At 61.0% G+C, this 20,030-nt stretch carries 18 protein-coding genes; 9 read left to right on the forward strand and 9 right to left on the reverse strand.

Annotation, left to right across the window (positions count from 1 at the left end; genetic code table 11):
- Positions 1-228 precede the first annotated feature (228 nt).
- Positions 229-1,263 (forward strand): IS110 family transposase, encoded by a 1,035-nt coding sequence (locus tag LTH93_RS01705; protein ID WP_241469818.1) that lies wholly within the window; start codon positions 229-231, stop codon positions 1,261-1,263.
- 299 nt (positions 1,264-1,562) lie between these two features.
- On the opposite strand, the gene LTH93_RS01710 is transcribed toward LTH93_RS01705, so the two are convergent.
- The 3 genes from LTH93_RS01710 to LTH93_RS01720 all read right to left on the reverse strand — a co-directional run bounded on the left by LTH93_RS01710 (position 1,563) and on the right by LTH93_RS01720 (position 5,213).
- The gene (locus LTH93_RS01710) at positions 1,563-2,750 is read right to left on the reverse strand and encodes an O-antigen ligase family protein (RefSeq protein ID WP_241469821.1); all 1,188 of its coding nucleotides are present in this window, start codon (positions 2,748-2,750) and stop codon (positions 1,563-1,565) included.
- A 64-nt stretch (positions 2,751-2,814) separates the two neighbouring features.
- A complete protein-coding gene (locus tag LTH93_RS01715; protein WP_241470349.1) occupies positions 2,815-4,098 on the reverse strand; it encodes a lipopolysaccharide biosynthesis protein in 1,284 nt (427 codons plus the stop codon).
- Between the two features lie 2 nt (positions 4,099-4,100).
- Positions 4,101-5,213: a glycosyltransferase gene (locus LTH93_RS01720; protein ID WP_241469823.1), complete on the reverse strand. Its 1,113-nt coding sequence runs from the start codon at positions 5,211-5,213 to the stop codon at positions 4,101-4,103.
- Between the two features lie 886 nt (positions 5,214-6,099).
- Here LTH93_RS01720 and LTH93_RS01725 point away from each other — a divergent pair.
- The 7 genes from LTH93_RS01725 to LTH93_RS13355 all read left to right on the forward strand — a co-directional run bounded on the left by LTH93_RS01725 (position 6,100) and on the right by LTH93_RS13355 (position 11,602).
- Positions 6,100-7,401, forward strand: a complete 1,302-nt coding sequence (locus tag LTH93_RS01725; protein ID WP_241469839.1) for a nucleotide sugar dehydrogenase — start codon at positions 6,100-6,102, stop codon at positions 7,399-7,401.
- Positions 7,398-8,018 carry a DapH/DapD/GlmU-related protein gene (locus tag LTH93_RS01730; protein WP_241469841.1) on the forward strand — a complete coding sequence of 207 codons (621 nt, stop codon included), beginning with the start codon at positions 7,398-7,400 and terminating at the stop codon, positions 8,016-8,018. Before LTH93_RS01725 ends, LTH93_RS01730 begins: the two co-directional genes overlap by 4 nt.
- Complete coding sequence (locus tag LTH93_RS01735; protein WP_241469843.1) at positions 8,015-9,112, forward strand: DegT/DnrJ/EryC1/StrS family aminotransferase; 1,098 nt, start codon at positions 8,015-8,017, stop codon at positions 9,110-9,112. Before LTH93_RS01730 ends, LTH93_RS01735 begins: the two co-directional genes overlap by 4 nt.
- Positions 9,109-10,119, forward strand: a complete 1,011-nt coding sequence (locus LTH93_RS01740; protein WP_370642627.1) for a Gfo/Idh/MocA family oxidoreductase — start codon at positions 9,109-9,111, stop codon at positions 10,117-10,119. The genes LTH93_RS01735 and LTH93_RS01740 overlap by 4 nt, the downstream gene beginning before the upstream one ends.
- A 291-nt stretch (positions 10,120-10,410) precedes the next feature.
- The gene (locus LTH93_RS01745) at positions 10,411-10,716 is read left to right on the forward strand and encodes a transposase (RefSeq protein ID WP_241469845.1); all 306 of its coding nucleotides are present in this window, start codon (positions 10,411-10,413) and stop codon (positions 10,714-10,716) included.
- Positions 10,717-10,844: 128 nt separating this feature from the next.
- Positions 10,845-11,414, forward strand: a complete 570-nt coding sequence (locus tag LTH93_RS13140) for a DDE-type integrase/transposase/recombinase (protein WP_370642687.1) — start codon at positions 10,845-10,847, stop codon at positions 11,412-11,414.
- Complete coding sequence (locus LTH93_RS13355) at positions 11,318-11,602, forward strand: IS3 family transposase (protein ID WP_241469847.1); 285 nt, start codon at positions 11,318-11,320, stop codon at positions 11,600-11,602. Before LTH93_RS13140 ends, LTH93_RS13355 begins: the two co-directional genes overlap by 97 nt.
- Before the next feature lie 768 nt (positions 11,603-12,370).
- On the opposite strand, the gene LTH93_RS01755 is transcribed toward LTH93_RS13355, so the two are convergent.
- The 5 genes from LTH93_RS01755 to LTH93_RS01775 all read right to left on the reverse strand — a co-directional run bounded on the left by LTH93_RS01755 (position 12,371) and on the right by LTH93_RS01775 (position 18,264).
- A complete protein-coding gene (locus LTH93_RS01755) occupies positions 12,371-12,997 on the reverse strand; it encodes an arsenate reductase/protein-tyrosine-phosphatase family protein (RefSeq protein ID WP_241469849.1) in 627 nt (208 codons plus the stop codon).
- Positions 12,998-13,000: 3 nt separating this feature from the next.
- Entirely contained in the window at positions 13,001-14,374 is a 1,374-nt protein-coding gene (locus LTH93_RS01760) for a polysaccharide biosynthesis tyrosine autokinase (RefSeq protein WP_241469851.1), read from the reverse strand.
- Positions 14,375-14,489: 115 nt separating this feature from the next.
- Positions 14,490-16,637, reverse strand: a complete 2,148-nt coding sequence (uvrB, locus tag LTH93_RS01765; protein ID WP_241469853.1) for an excinuclease ABC subunit UvrB — start codon at positions 16,635-16,637, stop codon at positions 14,490-14,492.
- A gap of 9 nt (positions 16,638-16,646) precedes the next feature.
- On the reverse strand, positions 16,647-17,261 hold the full coding sequence (coaE, locus tag LTH93_RS01770; RefSeq protein ID WP_255727111.1) for a dephospho-CoA kinase: 615 nt from the start codon (positions 17,259-17,261) through the stop codon (positions 16,647-16,649).
- Between the two features lie 40 nt (positions 17,262-17,301).
- Entirely contained in the window at positions 17,302-18,264 is a 963-nt protein-coding gene (locus LTH93_RS01775; protein WP_241469855.1) for a LysR family transcriptional regulator, read from the reverse strand.
- A 71-nt stretch (positions 18,265-18,335) separates the two neighbouring features.
- Here LTH93_RS01775 and LTH93_RS01780 point away from each other — a divergent pair, with 71 nt between their 5' ends.
- Positions 18,336-19,328, forward strand: a complete 993-nt coding sequence (locus tag LTH93_RS01780) for an EamA family transporter (protein WP_241469856.1) — start codon at positions 18,336-18,338, stop codon at positions 19,326-19,328.
- On the opposite strand, the gene LTH93_RS01785 is transcribed toward LTH93_RS01780, so the two are convergent.
- Positions 19,301-19,990 carry an SGNH/GDSL hydrolase family protein gene (locus tag LTH93_RS01785; RefSeq protein ID WP_241469858.1) on the reverse strand — a complete coding sequence of 230 codons (690 nt, stop codon included), beginning with the start codon at positions 19,988-19,990 and terminating at the stop codon, positions 19,301-19,303. The two genes, LTH93_RS01780 and LTH93_RS01785, sit on opposite strands and share 28 nt — an antisense overlap.
- Positions 19,991-20,030 lie beyond the last annotated feature (40 nt).

The following is a 20,030-nucleotide window of genomic DNA, read 5'->3' on the forward strand; positions in this document are numbered from 1 at the left end:
GGGACAACGGCCGGCACTGAGGAGCCTGCAGCTTTGTAGTGTTGATGGTGACGGTCAGCATTGGTCCGCGTGCCTCTTGCCGCCCCCGGAATGGGGCTGGCTCACTGATCGGGTGCCTGGCTGACCGTCATCGGCCCTGGGTGTGGTTCGACAGAGGCGTGTTGGTGATTCAAAGTCAGAGTGCCCACCGAGGGAGCTTCATATCCCTACGAGTGGAAGCAGCTCATCATGACTGTCATCGGAATCGATCCACACAAATCATCACTGACCGCCGCAGCCCTGGAAGCCGATGGAACGACCAGCGCGACCCGTCGTTTTGCTGTGAACAAGGGCACGGGCCCTGCCGTTCTGGCGTGGGCGGCAGGGTTCGAGGATGTCCTCTTCGCAGTGGAAGGTGCCCGGGGCCTGGGACGAGGTATCTCCCAGTTCCTTCTGAGTCAGGGCCATGACGTCCTCGATGTTCCCTCCACGTTGTCAATGAAGGCCCGGGTCCTGCACACCGGCGGCGGTCGGAAGTCCGACGCCGCTGATGCAAGAGCCGTGGGCTGGGTCGCTCAACATCACGAAGGTCTACGGTCGGTGGCGGCTGAGGACCACGCCGAGATTCTTGACCTGCTGACCCGCCAACGAGACGGGCTCCAAAGTGAACGCACCCGCGCGCTGAATCGCCTCCACGACCTGCTCCGGGACCTGATTCCTGGTGGAGTGCCACGAGGTCTGACGCTGACAAGGGGTCGAGCTGCGCTGAGGGGCCTGCGGCCCGCGACTGCGATAGGTCAGACTCGTCGGGATCTGGCGCGCGATCTGATCGGTGAGGTGGCCCGCCTGGAGAAGCACATGGATGACTACGAGCACCGCATCGCTGAGGAACTGCAGGCATCAGGCACCTCACTGATGGGGCTCCAGGGCATCAGCACGATCATGGCTGGAAAGATCTTGGGCGAGGTCGGCGACGTGCACCGGTTCCGCTCGGCCGGCCACTTCGCCAGCTACACCGGAGCGGCGCCCTTAGATACCTCCAGTGGAGACAACCTGAGGCAGCGGTTGAATCCGGGTGGCAATCGCCGCTTGAACTCTGTGCTGCACGTCATGGCGGTGTGCCAGATCCAGCATGGAGGTCTCGGCCGCGACTACTACCTGAAGAAACTGGCGGAGGGTAAGACCCCTCGAGAAGCTCGCAGGGCCCTCAAGAGAAGGCTGAGCAATGTCATCTACCGCACGATTCTCAAGGACCTCAGCACAGGCGCATCGGCCAACTCTTGACACAGAGGCCCTATCAGCGATCCATGCTCCGCCGCGACCAGCCTCTGGGTGACAACACCCCCCGGATCATGGGGTGACTGGGGGCAAACGATCATGCCCAGAGACCGGACCGGCCAACACCACTCATCCTGCCGGAGAAACGGTGTCCTTAGAAGCTAACGGGGGCCAACGACCTAAATCCTATACAGAAAACCACAAGCCCAACTCTCGAGACTTCAACAGACACGCCCCATGTGAAGAAGACACCACTCTCCCCACATCTACCATGCCGCAAGTCACTCACTCAACGACACGTAGTCTCACGGACGTCTAACCTTCTGCCGACAGACCCCCGGGCGTTTCAGGGACCACACGGAGAAGATTGCCACGATTAAAAGCCGACTGCCATTGATATCCGAGGAAACCAGTGCATTAAACAGGCCAAAGACAATCAAGCCAAGCATAGTTACCTCCTCCCACTCAATCGCTATCCTGAGCGAACTTAAAACTGTGATAAATGTGAACAGAAATACAACAGATCCTACCAAAATCCCGGCCTCGACGAAAATCTCGAGCAAAACATTATGTGGATAATGAATTGTGGATAGGGGGCTATCATAACCACCCCACCCGCTGCCTAGTGGAGATGTTGAGAACTGCTGCCACGCTGCGCTCCAAAGCTCAATCCTCGCATCGGTAGAAGAGTCGGATTCCCCCGCGAAGACTGAAAACGCCCGAGCGCCTCCCCTATTTGACTCCGAAGACGCGAACCATACAAGACAACCGACCGCAACAATGGCCAGAGAAACAGAAAAAGCACGCCGCGATTTAAAGCCGGGAGAAACACAAACCATAACAATGACCGCCAATAGCGCAGCAACAAGAGGTCCTCTACTACCACTTGCAACCGCAAGAAAAGCGATGGAAACTGCTAAGAGGAACAGTGCAACTCTCGATGGAAACAGCACCTTACCGCGCAGTGCGAGAATCAGACAGACCAAGGCTCCGGTCATCGCAATACGCCCCGTGCCGATCGTGTCTGCCCCGTCAAAAGCGAGTCCCGTGGAGAAGTTATTTGCGGTAACCTGATCAAAAAACAAAGAATATAAGGCCACGAGGACTGCAATAACTACGAATGTAGCAAGAAACACTTTTCGTTGACCTGCTTGGCGCAGCAAATAAAAAGGCGCTACAGCAAGTATTAGACTGATCGTGAAGAGCGTTATGACTTTGTCTTGCGCATATTCAGTGGCGGGCGTGAGTGCGACTGCGGGGAGAAACAAAATCCAGGCGACGTAGGGAAGAACGACATAGCTGGTCGCGGGCCCAGAGCGGACTCGCGTGACTAGCGCTGCTACCACCACGATGATGACACACAGGACCGTCAGATCGCCGGGAATCCAGCTGAGCAAGGGGTTCTGTTTCAGCTGTCCAGCATAGATAAGGACTGCAAGAACGACCGGACCCACACTGTTCCAGCCTCGCAGGCGGCTTCCAGTGGGACTCATTGTGAGGGAAATTCCATTCTGTACCTTGTTGCGCTGGCGAAGAGTCGAACATGACACTCACCACTCAGGGCAAAGAAGCCGTCAGAGGCAGTTCAGCTCTCCGGGCTTCCCTAAAGCAAATCCACAACAGAACTGTGTACGCCACCGTTTGCGAAGCCGCTACTCCGATGAGGGCCTGGATCAGTGTACCCCCAAGTGCCACTGGGAGCAGGATTGCGAGGAGCATGAGGACCATGCGAAACACATCCCACGTTAACTGGAGAAACTGCTTCTCCAAAACCAGAAGCACGCGGGAAATCGGAGAGATCGCGAACTGGAATGCGTAGAAGACCACAACAACTCGCGCAAACTCCCCGGCCTTTCGCCACTCTTGGCCAAAAGTCCATTCAAAAATTACTGGTCCGAGCAGAACGACGGTCAGGGTCGGAAGGATGGCGATAACGGCCAGTCGTCCTGAGATTCCGAGTACCATGGACGATAGCCCACTTGCGTGTGAACGAAGACGACCGGAGAAAACTCCCTCGAAGTACTCACTGACAGCTGTTGTCACGATGCCTATCGGCGTTGCCAACACCTTGACTGTCAACGCATACATTCCTGCCTCCCAGACTCCATAGAAAGCCACGATGAGTATCGCAGGAAGCTGGAGTCCGAGAATATTCATAGATCGAGACCACGTCGCGATTAATGGAAAACGTTTGTAACGTCTAGCCACAGTACAGAACCGGGCCCAGGACTGTCCGTTAGCGGGTCTAAGACTTCGCCACGGGACCACTCCGAGCAGGCCAACTGTTCTGCCGACAGCGGCACCTGATATGAGACCACCGGTGCCCACCCCAAGAAACCCTAGTGAGACTGTTGAGATAGCTTGCGACAGACCTTGGAAGACATTTCTCGCGGCGATCTGGCCATACGCTTGCATTCGAATGAGCCACGCAGACAGCAATTGAAACAATCCAAACACAGCTACGGTCGAGGGCAAGAGCCACCAAAGGTCGGCGAAAACGTGCACGCCAAACAGAGCGTCGAGATCGGTCCCGAGAAAATACGCGGCCGCGGCCGTCGCACTACTCAGCACTAATACGGAAAGTAATCCAAGTCCTAGTACTGATCTGGCCTGTGCCTCACTGCGAGGAATAACAATCGCACGCTCCCAACTAAGGGTGGCTATACTCCCCAAAATAGTAGCCAACGCAGTAAATACGGCGAGCGCAGCAAAATCGGCCGGCGTATATAGGCGCGTCAAAAGCGGCGAAACGCCCAGAAGTACTCCCTGCCCGAGAAGGCTCCCGCTGAGTATTCGCGAGATTCCACTCCGATATAACGATTGAAGTGCTCTCCGCTTCATTGTCAAGTGAGACTTTCGTAGGCGGCAACAAGTTTAAGACCTTCAGTGGTCCAATTGCGAACTTCAAGGGCGTGTAGTCGTGCATTTTTGGAATGCGCCTCGACGATCTCTGGCGATTCGCTATAAGCTTTAATGGCTCGCGCAATAGCATCAGGGTCTGTTTCGTCAACAAGGGTCCCGCTATCACTATCTTCGATGATATTCCGCCAAACTGGAAAATCTGAAGCAATCACGGGCAGTGACGCGGCAAAATACTCGAACATCTTAGTAGGAAACGCTTCCCGGTGCGCGGGCGTACTCGCCAGAACGACGATCCCTACCTTAGACCTCAACAATAGGTCTCTGGCCTTATCCGAAGGCAATTCTCCGTGATATACAACGCGAGACCAGTTTCCTATTTCTTCGATGGCCTCCAAAAATTTAGCTCCGCCTCGGCCGGCAAGATGGAGTTCCCAACTACTCGGAAAATCCCGACATTCCGTGGAACGCAGCATCTCTATAATGCCGCGGTTTTCAGAAATAGCACCGATGTAAACCGCAATATTATCTTTGATTGGAGGGCTGTTCTCTTCAATGCGCAACGGTGGGTAGTTATGGACAACGACCGTTTTATCCGGACCGTAACGAACTGCAACTTGTTCGGTGGCGGCGACAACTCTGTGAGCAGCTAGCCGGGCGAAGGCAATAAGCGCATGCGCCGGAATGACCGCGGCACGACCCACCGCCCGAGACAAGTACGGTTTCGTGAGTATCTGCATCGGCAGGTCTTCGTGTGCGTCGTAAACTACGCTCCGCCCAGATATCCGGAGAATAGGAATGAACGGGATTAGCTCAGGATCGTGCAGATGCACGATTTTTGCTCGCGATTTGATCGCCAGATATATAACCTGAGTTGACGAGAGGAAGGCACGTTTGAACCGTGTCCTTTTAGGGATCGTCAGAACTCGTACACCACTGGTTGGACCATCGACATCACTGTCTACCGCTATGAGTGTCACATCATATCCGGCATTTGTCAGAGTTTGACATTCCCGGTAGTGGATTCGATTGTCAGTGTATGGGTGCGCCGAACTAACGTGTGCAACCGATCCTCGCCTAGGAAGTATATTGATCATTCTATTTCTCCTTCAGAAATGCGACTGCATCAGTTGATCACCCAGGCTCCGGGGGTTCCGCAGTCGTGACCGCTTTATATCTTCTAGCTGCCCTCACAGCCGAGTCTCTGCATATATCGGAAGGAGACGTCTCTGCACCTTCTCAATGTCGAACTTCGATACCGAAGTCAGCGAGTGGTTTGGGATGGAAAGATCGTCAATCGATTAGTTGCCAACCTCACACCCGCAACGAACGACTGGCTCGGTCGGATGTCGCGGAGATCCTATCACCGCCTAGACTCAGCCTCAGCCAACCTATGATTTGCGTTCGACGCGCTTGAGAGCTGAGCCGAGGCCAGTATGGGCCACTACCGACGTTGAGTCGACTAGTTCAGAGTCGTGAACTTATCTACGGAGAGCGACAGCGGTCGTTGTCGAGACTGACCTTCGTCACAAGCAGGACCCGGTCAGGTGCATGTCCTCCGGTACAAGCTTGAATGACCCGTGGGGCCACTGGGTGCCGAATTTCCTAAGGTCGCCGGCGATAAAACCTCGTATCGAGACATAAAGCCGTTGACCGTTGCACTGGATTCAGCAGTCGCTTTCGTCGCAACGCTGCACTCGAGACACTGTCGGCTGCCCTATGTGGCCAGTTGCTTGGGCAAGCCACAGTTTGTGGAGATATGGGCAAGTAGGGTTGCCACTCTCATTAATGATGCAGCACTCGTGGAGTCGATCGGGAACCCGCAGTGTCCTGTAGCGGTCTGTCGGCAGAGCACGTGTTGCCGTGAGCGCCACCGACTGAGGTAGGCAAGATTGCATGGAACAAAGTCCCTAGACGCGAGTCTGTGCTATTGCTGGACCGCACGTGGACTCCGTGGATCGCCTTGTCCTTTAGGATGAATGTATGCGCATTGCAGTAGTAGCCATGGGAAAAATCGGACTCCCCCTCGCCGTTCAGTTTTCAAGTTCCGGTCACGAGGTAATTGGCGTCGATATCAACAAAGACGTGGTCGGGGCCATCAACAGCGCCGTCGAACCATTCCCCGGGGAGCGAGACCTCCAGGAGAAGTTGAGCAACTTAGTGCCCGCGGGACGGCTTCGCGCAACAACCGACTACAGCGATGCAATTCCCGGCGCGGATGCTGTGGTGATTGTGGTGCCCCTCTTCGTGAACGACGAAACCTGGGAGCCCGATTTCGCATGGATGGATGCGGCCACCCGCTCGCTCGCCGAGCACTTGACTCCCGGGACCCTGGTTTCTTACGAGACGACCCTTCCGGTGGGCACGACCCGCAATCGATGGAAACCCCTGATCGAACAAATCTCGGGCCTTGCGGAGGGCACGGATTTTGACGTGGTTTTCTCGCCCGAGCGAGTATTGACCGGGCGAGTTTTCACTGACCTTCGGAGGTACCCGAAGCTAATCGGCGCTCTCTCAGTGCAGGGCGCCGAGCGTGCCCAGGCCTTCTACGAAGCGGTTCTCCAATTCGATGAGCGCCCGGACCTGCCCCGTTCCAACGGTGTTTGGGATCTCGGTACCGCTGAGGCCGCAGAGTTGGCCAAACTGGCCGAAACCACGTACCGCGACGTTAACATCGGACTTGCCAACCAGTTCGCACTGTTCGCAGGTGACAACGGTATCGATGTGCAGGCTGTAATCGACGCCTGCAATTCACAGCCCTATAGCCATATTCATCGACCTGGCATCGCAGTCGGCGGTCACTGCATCCCTGTGTACCCGCGCCTATACCTGTCAACTGATCCTGGGGCTGACATCGTCAGAACTGCCCGCCTGCTGAACGCGTCGATGCCCGAGAAGCTCGTGGCGCGGGCCGAGGGGCTCCTAGGCGATCTCGGTGGTACGCGGGCCGTAGTGCTCGGTGCCGCGTACAGGGGCGGGGTCAAGGAAACGGCGTTCTCCGGCGTCTTTCCCACTGTTGAAGCCCTGCGCAGCCGCGGATCAAGAGTGACCGTGCACGACCCGCTGTATACGGATGAAGAACTGCGGACTCTTGGATTCGAACCGTACACGCTTGGCGATGAGGTCGACGTCGCCATTTTGCATACCGATCATGCGGATTACAGAGCACTCGCACCTACCCAACTGCCTGGAGTGAAACTGCTAGTCGACGGTCGCAACATCACCGATGACAAGACCTGGACTGGCGTACCCCGACTCGTAATAGGGAAAGCATCATCACATTGAGCAACGGAGCTACCTCCTCGAATCGGGCGCTACTTGCCAAGACTGCAGATGTGTCGCCGAGCGCGCAGATTGGCGACGGAAGCTCGATCTGGCACCTAGCCCAAGTTCGCGAACACGCGGTCCTCGGTCCGAATTGTGTCGTTGGACGTGGCGCGTACATCGGCACGGGGGTGGTGATGGGCCAGAACTGCAAGGTCCAGAACTACGCACTGGTGTATGAGCCAGCCCGATTAGCTGACGGAGTCTTCATCGGGCCAGCGGTTGTGTTGACGAACGACACCTACCCCCGCGCCATCACTCCCGAGGGAGAGATCAAGGGCACCGCTGATTGGGTGCCTGTCGGTGTGACCATCGCCGAGGGGGCATCTATCGGTGCCCGTGCGGTCTGCGTAGCGCCTGTGGCTATCGGCGCCTGGGCTACCGTCGCGGCAGGTGCCGTCGTGGTGGCTGACGTGCCGGCACATGCTCTTGTGGTGGGAGTCCCCGCCAGACGGGTTGGCTGGGTCGGCAAAGCTGGCGTGCCACTGACGGACTCAGGCGAAGGATCATGGGTTTGCCCGCAAACTGGCGAAGAGTACCGAGAACAAGACGGCCTGCTACAGAAGGACAGAGAATGAGCGAATTTATTCCACCGGCAAAGCCGATCATCGGTGAAGAAGAACGTGCCGCAGTCGACCGTGTGCTCCAGTCAGGCATGATCGCACAAGGGCCCGAGGTGGAAGCATTCGAACGTGAATTCTCAGACCAGCTCGTCTCAAGTCGCCCTGTCGTCGCCGTAAATTCCGGTACCTCTGGCCTCCACCTGGGACTGCTCTCAGCAGGTGTGGGGGTCGGCGATGAAGTCATCGTTCCATCCTTCACGTTCGCTGCAACGGCAAATTCCGTGGCTCTCACGGGCGCGACACCAGTTTTTGCAGACATCGATCCGGAGACTTTCACACTCGACCCCGGCGCGGTCGAGGCGGCTATCACAGAACGCACCAAGGGCATCATGCCCGTGCATCTCTACGGGCACCCGGCGCACCTCGATCAGCTGACTCGACTCGCCGAGCGGTACCATTTGGACATCTACGAAGACGCCGCGCAAGCACACGGCGCAGCCCTCGATGGCCGACCCGTCGGTACATTCGGGGCGTTTGCGATGTTCTCGCTCTACCCCACTAAGAACATGACCAGCGGGGAAGGCGGGATGATCGTGACTGCTACAGATGAACTGGCACGCACTGCGCGCCTGCTCCGAAACCAAGGCATGGAGCGTCAGTACGAAAATGAGATTGTGGGTTTCAACGCCCGGATGACCGATCTTCACGCCTCGATTGGACGCGTACAGCTGACCAAACTCCCCGCTTGGACACAGCAACGCCGGGAGAACGCAGCTTATTTGAGCGAGCACCTCGCGGGCGTAGAGATCCCCGTCGAATGTCCCGGGGCTACTCATGTGTATCACCAGTACACAATCCGTGTGCCTGAGGACCGAGATGGTTTTGCCAGGGCGTTGCGAGATGAGCATCAGGTCGGTAGCGGGATCTACTACCCCATTCCAAATCACCAGTTGCCCTCACTTGCGTCTTTCGCTGGGGAAATCGATCTCCCGGAAACACATCGTGCTGCACGAGAAGTGCTCTCACTGCCGGTGCACCCCTCACTCAGCGAAGAAGACCTTGATCGGATTGTGACGGCCGTGAACAGCGTTGCGAGAGTTGGTGCATGATGGCTAAGGTTTTGCGCGCCGGATTGCTGGGAATCGGCATGATGGGTCGGCATCATGCACGCGTGCTGCGCGAGTTGGATGGTGTAGAGCTCGTCGGCATCTCCGACCCCGGAGGTGACCCGCACGGCGTCGCGGGAAACCTCGAAGTCCTCAGGGACGTCGAGGCGCTCATCGATATCGGGATCGACGTGGCCATCGTGGCCACCCCGACTCGATTCCATGAAGAGGCGGCCCTCAAACTGGCTGCCGCCGGTGTACACACACTGATTGAGAAACCGATCGCGCATACCGTCGAAGCTGGCACACGCATCGTCGACGCATTTTCGGCCAATGGGTTGGTAGGTGCCGTAGGCCATATTGAGCGCTTCAATCCGGCTCTCCAACAACTGCGCAGACGAATCGAAGCGGGAGACCTCGGCGACGTCTATCAAATCGCCACGCGCCGCCAGGGGCCCTTCCCTTCTCGCATCGCCGACGTCGGAGTCGGCAAGGACCTCGCCACTCACGACATCGACCTCACCGCGTGGGTCGCGCAGAGCGAGTACCGCAGCGTTTATGGACAGACCTCGACCAAGTCTGGGCGTCCACATGAAGATGTCATCGCGATCACGGGCCGGCTCGACAATGGGGTAATCGTCAATCACTTGGTGAACTGGCTTAGTCCATTAAAGGAGCGGGTCACCGTCGTCACCGGAGAAAAGGGCGCTTTTGTTGCAGACACTGCCACCGGAGATCTCACGTTCAGCGCGAACGGGACAATCCCCATTGAATGGGAATCTGTCACCGCATTCCGAGGAGTGTCGGAAGGAGACCAAACCAGGTTCGCGTTTCCGAAGCGCGAGCCCTTGCAGGTCGAACACGAAGCGTTCAGAGACGCAGTCTTGGGTCTGCCGAGCGACGTAGTGACCCTGGAACAGGGACTGCGCACGTTGACGGTCGTGGAGGCCGCACTTGGCTCTGCAACCACAGGCAACCCTGTTAGCTTTATGAAAAACTTGGACCTGTGAAACTTGACCGGATTCCTTGCGGGTCAGCGGTCGCTGTTAGTTTTAGTGAACGGGGCTGTCCGGCAAGTTGGTCGACGACATAGACTCTCAGCTCGCGGGGCGCAGTCTAGTCAAGACTCCGGCCAAGATCTGTCGATACCAGCACCTGGTCCCCCACCCAGAGCCACAACGTGTTCCCGGTAAGTCTTGGGCAGTATCCCCGCCGAGCTCTACTGGGCACACTGGTCTGCCCCGGGTTCCGAGGAGTACGAATTTCTTGGATTCTGTATGTCCTGAGCACAGGAGGACCAGATGGGACGAAGAGGCTACCCCGCTGAATTCCGGCGACGAGTGCTGGACCTGCTCCACGCGGGCCGCAGCGTCGCGAGCATCGCCCACGACCTGCAAATCAGTGACCAGACGATCTACGCCTGGCGTCGACAAGACCGGATCGACCGTGGCGAGACCCCGGGGCTGACCACTGCGGAGAATGCCGAACTACGCGCGGCGAAGAAACGAATCGCTGAACTGGAGCTGCAGCTGGCCGTCACGACGAAGGCGGTGGAGGTGCTCAAATCCGACACCAGCCCAGAAGGCGACATGCGGCGGTCGAGGTGATCGCCACGCAGTGACTGCCAGTCCAGGTTGCCCGTCGAGTCCTTAGAGTAGCGGAGTCGGGCTACTACGCTCAGCGCAACAGGGCCCCCTCGGAACGAGCGATCCGTCACGAATGGCTCACCGGTGTCATCTCCGAGGTCCACGCCGCATCTCACGGCCGCTCCGGTGTGCGACGGGTCCACGCCGAGCTCACCATGGGGCGGGGCATGGCCATTGGCTACCAGCAGATAGAGCTCCTGATGCGCCGAGCCGGCATCAAAGGCTTGACTGGGCGGCGCAAGTGGCGACGGATGTTGCCCGACGAGCTAGCCGCGGACTTGGTCCAACGTGGTTTCACTCGTCAGGAGCCGAACCGGTTGTGGGTCACAGATCTCACCGAACATCGCACTCACGAAGGAAAGCTCTTCTGCTGCGTCGTTCTGAATACTTTCTCCCGTCGCGTCGTGGGCTGGTCGATCGATTCCTCCCCGACCGCAGCGCTGGCTACCAATGCCCTTGGCATGGCCATCGATACCCGACTCGGCGCGACTCCGGCACCTGGCACCTGGCACCTGGCACCTGGCACCTGGCACCTGGCACGATCACTCACTCGGACCAAGGCGTGCAATTCGACTCCTGGGCCTTCACCACCAGGGCTAAAGCCGCTGGCCTGCTTCCCTCCCTGGGCTCGGTCGGGGATTGCTACGACAACTCGATGATCGAAGCATTCTGGTCAAGGATGCAGGTTGAACTCTTGGACACCCGTATCTGGAACACGCGTGTGGAACTGGCCAACGCGATCTTCGAGTACCTCGAGATCTGGCACAACCGTCAACGTCGTCAGGGCCAGCTTGGCTGGGTCACGCCGATAGAATCTGAACGCAATCGGATCGTCAATGCGGCATGAGAACCAAGAAATCTCGACGCAAACAAACCCGGCGCAGACCAGAGTCTCCATTAATCCCAGGGCGGTTCACACTGAGTGCAACGACACTGTCCACACCGAGCTGGGTCCATTCGGTGCCGTCGGACCGAACGCTTCAGATCGAACCATCACCGCAGACAGCTGAGGCAATGCCTCCGGTGACTGCAACCTGAGTCATATTCCCCCAGGGTCCATCGATGTTCTCGCCGCCCCAACTCAACACGGATGAATCAGAAGGGTCCACGAGCATAGAGATGGCGATCACCTAATTTTCTAATGCCATGAGGCCTCCCGAGTCAAACGTGCGCACTCCCTCGGGGTCACAGACTGCTCCTGTAACAACCGCAGATTGCACGGTGGTGTAGTCCGCACCTGAGACCCAAAGGGGGCGTCCCATACCGTGTGCGGAGGGGTATGGCGGACCCCAAGTCTCCCCACCATCCGCGGTGAATTCGAGCGCGCCGACTTCATCGCACGTGCCTCCTTCCGAGCGCCATGCCACGGTGTCGCTGACGACTGGCAGAAGGCGTGGGGCATTTAACTCCACGTCGACTTCAAGTGATGATTCTGCATCGACCGCGGCGTCTTCAACATGCTCTGCAGGCGCTCTAGTCTGTGGCGTCGAGGGCGTCCCCGAGGCTTCGGGCTCATCTCGACCCCACCCCAGGGCAAGTGCGACGAGGATGATATCAACGGCGATGAACACCGCGAGTCCTGCGATGACCAACGCGTTGCCTGAGAGCCCCCGCCCTAGGCTCGAAATCCGACTTTGTGGGCCAGGTTCACCGCGGCTCGTTGGGCGCGATCGAGAGCTTCGACGATCTGGCGAGCAGATTCGGCGTAGACCTCCTGCGAGCGCCGGTATGGGTCAACCACGTCAGCTGGAGCCCCACCCTCTAGGGATAGGAAGCCCCGGCGCGCTGATGCCCACTTCACTGCGCTTCGGAGTTTGTCCGCTGCGTCCAAAGAGGAGAACTCCGCCGTCGGCGGCAGGGAAGTCTGCTCCGCGCTCTCCAGCAGCGCCGCGAACTCGGTGAGCATGAAGGTGTTTCGCGACGCGCGAGGCAGCAGCCGCACCGCCGCGCTGCGATGCTTAGCCGCCATTGCTAGGACGAGATCTGCTGCTCTCATGTGTTCGGCCGTCAGCTGGCGCGCCGCGTGGTCCGCGGGGGCCCCACCATGGCGCGCGGAAAGCGCCGCGGCCTCTGCGGGCATACCGGACCCGACCATGGCTCCCGTTCCGGCGCTTTCCACCAAAACCACTGATTCAAGCTCCGGGAAGCTCTCGGCAACCCTGGCGCGGATAAGCTGCTCGGCCTGTGCGGAGCGGCAGATGTTTCCGGTACAGACCACCAGAACGCGGAAGGGATCCGACATCGCTCACGCCTTCCCATCTTCTTCATAGGTATACGCGTAGCCGTAGAGCCCATAGCCGTAGGCGTCGGGGCCCTTGGTGGGAAGCATGGTGGGAACAACGCCGAAGAGTTTGGCTCCGACGCTCTCCAGGGAGCTGATGGATCTCGTGAATCGCTGACGGGTGGTCTTTCCCGCCGCGACCACCATGATGGCGCCGGTTGCCCGTGTGGCGAGCACCGCCGCATCTGTGACCGCAAGCGGCGGCGCATCAATCAGCACGACGTCGAACTGGTCCTCCACGAAACGCAGCAGCGCGTCCATGCTGGGCGAGCCGAGAAGTTCACTCGGGTTCGGAGGGATGTCTCCGGCGGGAAGCACCGCAAGGTCATGGGGACCCCAGTACTGAACGACGTCTGCGAGGTCCACCTTGCCGATCAGCACGTTGGTCAGACCCACCGCGCCTTCGAGACCGAAGTAATCGGCAACTCTGGGTCGGCGGAGATCGGCGTCGATCACCAGGACCCTCTGGCCCGCCTCCTGCATGGTGATGGCGAGGTTGGCGACTGTGGTGGACTTGCCCTCACCCTGAATGGACGAGGTGACGACGAAGCTGCGCCTGGACTCTCCCACCTCCAGGAACTGAAGATTTGTGCGCAGGGTTCGGAAGGACTCGGCACGGGGGCTCTTCGGGTCGACCTGGACCACCAGAGGACGCTTCTGTGCCTCGGGATCATAGGTGATGCCTCCCAGAACAGGAGTGTCAGTGATCGCAGAGATGTCATGCTCCCCGCGGATCTTGGTGTCCAGCACCTCGCGAAGGACCGCGATACCCACGCCAAGGGCCATCCCAACGAGGAATCCGAGAGCGAGGTTGAGCGGTATCCGAGGGGCGACGGGGGACTCTGGGGCCACGGCCTCTTGAAGGACTTCCACGGTGACCGGACTGTCCTCACCGGATGAACCTGGCGTGATCTCCCCGACCACACCGATCAGGCTTTCCGTCACAGAGTTCGCGATCTCGGCCGCCAGCGTGGGGTCTTCATCGGTCGCGGTGATCTGCATGAGCACGGTGTTGGCGTCAGTGGACACGGCGACAGATTCTGAAAGTTCGGCCGGCGTCTGCTGGAGCCCCAGGTCATCGATCACCGGCTGGAGCACGCGGGGGGTCGTGGTCACCTGGACGAAGCTCTCGACGATCTGCTGAGTGTAGGTGGTGCCCTGGCCCAGCTCCGCCACCGTAGACGCGGAGTCTGTGGAGACATACACCCTGGTCCCGGCCTCGTACTGGGGGCTCTGGAGCATCGAGTACGTAGCCGCGGCACCGATCCCGGCGAGGGTCGCCAGCACGATGATCAGCCATCCGCGATGGAGGATCCTTAAATATTCACGCAATTCCACGTACTGCTGTCCCCCAAAGTCCCACTGATATGACCTACGTCAGCATAAGGGATTCACAGCAAAAACTCAGACTCTGATTGAACGTATTCAGGATCTGAGACGTAGCACGTGTCTGTCACATCTGATCGTGGCCGGCGTTCTGCATCTGCCGGAGCTCCTTTTTCAGCTCCCCGATCTCATCGCGGAGCCGCGCTGCCACCTCAAAGTTCAGCTCCTCAGCCGCGTGATGCATCTGGGCGGTGAGCTGGGCTATCAGGTCGGTGAGGTCCTTGGCCGGGGTCTGCGCAGCCAGCGACTTGCCGGAGCGCTTCTTCCCGGTGCTGTCCTCCCCCTCCTCGCTGTCGAAGCTGGTGTAACCGCGGTGGCCCTTCCCGAACTGGAATCCGGTGGCCAGGCCTCCCATCCCCTGCAGAAGCTCGGCGGTGTCGGCATCCTCGCGGGCCAGCTGGTCGGTGATGTCGGCGATCTTCTTCTGCAACGGAGTGGGGTCGATCCCATGTTCGGTGTTGTAATCGATCTGGCGCTGCCGGCGGCGGTCGGTCTCATCGATCGCGCGGCGCATGGAATCGGTGATCCGATCCGCGTACATATGCACCTCGCCAGAGACGTTGCGGGCGGCACGGCCGATGGTCTGGATGAGAGAAGTCGTGGAGCGCAGGAACCCTTCCTTGTCCGCATCCAGGATCGCCACCATCGAGACCTCGGGGAGGTCCAGGCCCTCACGGAGCAGGTTGATCCCGACCACCACGTCATGGACGCCACGGCGCAGGTCGCGCAGGATCTCGATCCGCCTGAGCGTGTCCACGTCCGAGTGCAGGTACTCCACCTTGATGCCGTTCTCCAGCATGTACTCGGTGAGGTCCTCGGCCATCCGCTTGGTCAGCGTGGTGACCAGCACTCGTTCGTTCTTCGCGGTCCGGGTGCGGATCTCCCCCAGCAGGTCATCGATCTGACCCTTGGTCTTCTTGATCACGATCTGCGGGTCCACCAGGCCGGTGGGACGGATGATCTGCTCCACCACACCATCGGCCTGGTCCAGCTCGTAGCGCCCGGGGGTGGCGGAGAGGTACACGGTCTGTCCGATGCGCTCGAGGAACTCGTCCCACTTCAGCGGCCGGTTGTCCATGGCGGAGGGAAGCCGGAACCCGTGGTCCACCAGGGTGCGCTTGCGCGACATATCACCTTCGTACATGCCGCCGATCTGCGGGATGGTGGCATGGGACTCGTCGACGATCAGCAGGTAGTCGTCCGGGAAGTAGTCCAGCAGGCAGTGCGAGGCGGAACCGGGTCCGCGCCCGTCGATGTGCCGGGAGTAGTTCTCGATGCCGTTGCAGAAGCCCATCTGCTGCATCATCTCGAGGTCATAGGTGGTGCGCATCCGCAGCCGCTGGGCCTCCAGCAGCTTGTCCTGGGATTCCAGCTCGGCCAGGCGGTCGCGCAGCTCGTCCTCGATACGGGTGATGGCGCTGGCCATCCGCTCGTCACCGGCGACGTAGTGGCTGGCGGGGAAGATGTACATCTCCTCCTCCTCGCGCACCACGGTGCCGGTGAGCGGGTGCAGGGTGGAGATGGATTCGATCTCGTCGCCGAAGAACTCGATGCGCACAGCGAGCTCCTCATACATCGGGATGATCTCTACGGTGTCCCCGCGGACCCGGAAGGTGCCGCGGTGGAAGTCGGTGTCATTGCGGGCGTACTGCATCCCGACGAAGCGGCGCAGCAGCTCATCGCGCTCGATCTTCTCCCCCACCTCGACCGCGACCATCTGCTTGATGTATTCCTCGGGCGTGCCCAGGCCGTAGATGCAGGAGACGGTGGCGACCACCACCACGTCCCGCCGGGTCAGCAGCGCATTGGTGGCCGAGTGGCGCAGCCGCTCGACCTCCTCATTGACCGAGGAGTCCTTCTCGATGAAGGTGTCCGTCTGCGGCACATAGGCCTCGGGCTGGTAGTAGTCGTAGTAGGAGACGAAGTACTCCACCGCGTTGTTCGGCAGCAGCTCGCGGAACTCGTTCGCCAGCTGCGCGGCCAGGGTTTTGTTCTGCACCATGATCAGCGTGGGCCGCTGCACCTGCTCGACCAGCCAGGCCGCTGTGGCTGACTTGCCGGTGCCGGTGGCGCCCATCAGCACGACGTCCTTCTCGCCACCCTCGATCCGCTCCACCAGCTCGGCGATCGCCTTCGGCTGATCACCCGAGGGTTTGAAGGGGCTGATGACCTCAAAGGGGGCGACAGTGCGGCTGATCTTCTGAGCGAGACTCATAGATCAATGCTACTGCTGGGCGGTGACCCGCCCGCGGAGTTTCTCGTACAGCTCATCGACCTGTGCGTGCAGCTCCTCCAGGGTCCCGGAGTTGTCCAGCACGACGTCGGCCACGGCGGTCCGTTCGGCCTCGGTCGTCTGCGCGTCGATGCGCGCCTGGGCGTCCTCGGGGCTGGTGTTGCGGTCCCGGACGATCCGGTTCAGCCGCTGCTCCGGCGGTGCTGCGACCACCACGACCACGTCGAACCGGTCCGCCTGTCCGGTCTCCACCAGCAGCGGGATGTCTTCGACCACCACGGCACCCTCGGGAGCCTGGGCGCGCAGCGCATTGCGGGCCTCGCGGACCCGGGGGTGGACGATGGCGTTGAGCCGGGCGCGGGCGTCCTCATCGGCGAAGACGATCTGGCCCAGCGCCTCCCGGTCCAGGGCGCCAGAGTCGGTGAGCACACCGGTCCCGAAGGCTTCGACCACCTCGTGCAGCCCGTCGGTGCCGGGTTCGAGCACCTCCCGGGCCAGGAGGTCGGCGTCGATCACGATGGCGCCATGTTCAGCCAGCCGGTTCGAGACCGCTGACTTGCCCGAGGCGATCCCGCCGGTCAGGCCCACTGAGAGGATTCGATGCATCTCTTGAGTGTAAATGAGACTCACCGGCGCTGATCGTGCGTCAACCATGCTGAACCGAGTATCCGCCCATGAGTTCAGCCCCGATGCTGACCAGATGCTCGGTCACCGTCCTGACCGCGAGACGCTCGTAGCGGTCAGGCCTGCTCAGCGCGACGATGCTTCGGGAGGCGCTGACGCCGACCAGTGGCCGCAGCACTACCCCTGGTGCGGGCCGGGTGCTGAACCTCGGCAACAGGCCGATCCCCGCCCCGGCGCCGACCAGGGATTCCAGCAGGTGATTGTCGCGCAGCCGCAGCGTCCGGTGCACCGGACGCCCGATCAGCTGTTCGATGGCCACCGGGATCGCGTCGAAGGGGTAACCCTCGGGAACCCCGACCCAGTCATGATCGACCACGTCGTGCGGGGTCAGCTCGGTCTTGGTCGCGAGTGCGTGCTCGACGGGCAGCACCACGTCGATGGGTTCCCGGGTGAGCACCGTGTTGATCAGCCCTTCGGCCCCGCGCGGCACGCGTCCGCTGATGCTGTGACTGATCACGATGTCCGCGTCCAGTGCGCGGGCCGCGAAATCTGCCTCGGCGATGTCGAAGTCATCCAGGGTCAGCGTGATGGCGGTGTCGCGCAGCCGGCGCAGCAGCTGCGGCAGCAGCACCTGCCCGGCGCTGGGCAGGGTGCCGAGGCTCACCGATCCCCGGGGCTCTCCCGTGGAGGCGTCGAGCCGGGCCTGCACACGGGCCAGGCTGGAGATGACCTCATCGGCGCCCTCGGCGAGCAGCTGCCCGGCCGGGGTCAGCCGCACCCCACGCGAATCCGGCTCCACCAGCTTCACCGCGAGATCCCGCTCGGCGGTGCGCAGCTGCTGGGAGAGTGCTGAGGGGGTGCGGTGGGTGGCCTTGGCCACCGCGGCCAGGGTGCCGCGGGCGGCGATCTCGCGCAGCAGCTCGAGGTGGCGGGGTTCCAAATGGCGCGCGTGCTGCTGGCTGCGTTCCGAGCTGCGAGAATCCATGTAGGCAACCTACACGCTCAGTGCAGAAGCATTCAGTAGACCTGATCAGTCTTGTGCCGGAGGATGAACCCATGCCCCTGCGTCACACCCTGCTCGCCCTGCTCGTCGCCGTCTTCTGGGGTCTGAACTTCCTAGCCATCCGGATCTCCCTGGATCAGTTCCCGCCGCTGTTCCTGGCCGGGCTGCGCTTCCTGATCCTGGCGCTGCCGGCGCTGCTGTTCGTGCCCTGGCCCGGGGTGAAGATCCGCTACCTGCTCGGCTACGGGCTGGGCTTCGGCACGCTGCAGTTCTTCGGGCTCTACCTCGGCATGGCCGCCGGGTTCCCCACCGGGCTCGCCTCGCTGGTGCTGCAGGCCTCGGCGCCCTTCACCGTGCTGCTCGGCGCCCTGGTGCTCAAGGAGCACATCACCGCGCGGCGGGCGACCGGCGTCGGCGTCGCCGTGCTGGGACTGGGGCTGGTGGGGGTCTCTCGGGGCGTCCTGGACGGGTGGACCCCGTTCCTGCTGGTGCTCTTCGGCGCCTTCGGCTGGGCGCTGGGCAACCTGGCCTCGCGGAAGGCCCAGACCGACCGGCCGATGGCGCTGGTGCTGTGGATGGCCGTGGTCCCACCGATCCCGCTGCTCACGGTGGCTTTCCTGGTGGAGGGGCCTGAGGAGATCGGCGCCGCGCTCGCCACCTCGATCAGCGTCGCGGCGATCCCGGCCTGGCTCGGGCTGAGCTACACGATCCTGTTCGGCACGGTCGCGGGCGCGGGGATCTGGGTCTGGCTGATGCGTCGGCACCCGGCAGGCACCGTCGCCCCGTTCTCGATGTTGGTGCCGGTGGTCGGGATCCTGGCGGCCTGGGTCGCCCTGGGCGAGGTCCCCACCTGGCTGGAGCTCGGCGGCGGGGTGCTGGTGGTCGGCGGGGTCATCTACGCCTCGGTGCGCGGCACTCCCCCGGCGCAGCCCGCGCCACCGCCGGAACTCGGGCCGCTGGAGGATGTGAAAGAAGTGGAACTGGCGGCGGCATCGAACGCGGCACCCGAGCCCTCCGCTCAGGAGGAAGTCTCTCGACTCAGGTAATCGACCACCGTCTCGCCGAACTGGTCCTGAGCTTCGGGGGTGAGGTGGAGTCCGTCATTCGTCATTCCCTCGACGAAGCCGCCGTCGGGGCTGCGGAGGAACTCAAGGGCGTCGAAGTACTCCCAGCCCCGGTCCTCGGCGAGGTCCTTGAGCGTTCGGTTGAATTCGCGGCTGGTCGGCGTGGTCTCCCGGTCACGCGGCGGGATCGCGAGCACCACGACATGGTCGGCTGGTGCCTTGGCGACGATCGCATCCAGGCTCGGGGCGGTCTGCTCGAAAGGGACCCCCCGGGCGAGGTCGTTCGTTCCTGTCATCACGAGCAGGACGTCTGCACCCTCGACGTCATCCAGACCCTCTGCCTGCTGGACCGAGGTAGACCCCGCCACTGCCCAACCACCCGCGAAGCGATGACCGGCAGCAAGCACGGTCGACACCCAGGAGTCGTCACCGATCTCCCCCGCGGCGAAGTCGGGCGAGTCCATCTCGGTGTTCGAATCACCGACGACGACGATGCTCTGTGGTTCGGCCACGTCACGTTCCGGCTGAGCAATGACCATCACCACTGCGCCCACGATGACGGCAGCTGCAATACCCACAGCGGCGATGATCGCCCCGTCCTTCCAGGTCCGTGAGGTGTTCCGGGGCCTGCGCTTCTGGCTCATGGGCGCTACGTTAGCGCACCCGGTACTCGACTCACCCGCG

It is taken from the genome of Nesterenkonia sp. DZ6 (genome assembly GCF_022565835.1).
Classification (GTDB): Bacteria; Actinomycetota; Actinomycetes; order Actinomycetales; family Micrococcaceae; genus Nesterenkonia.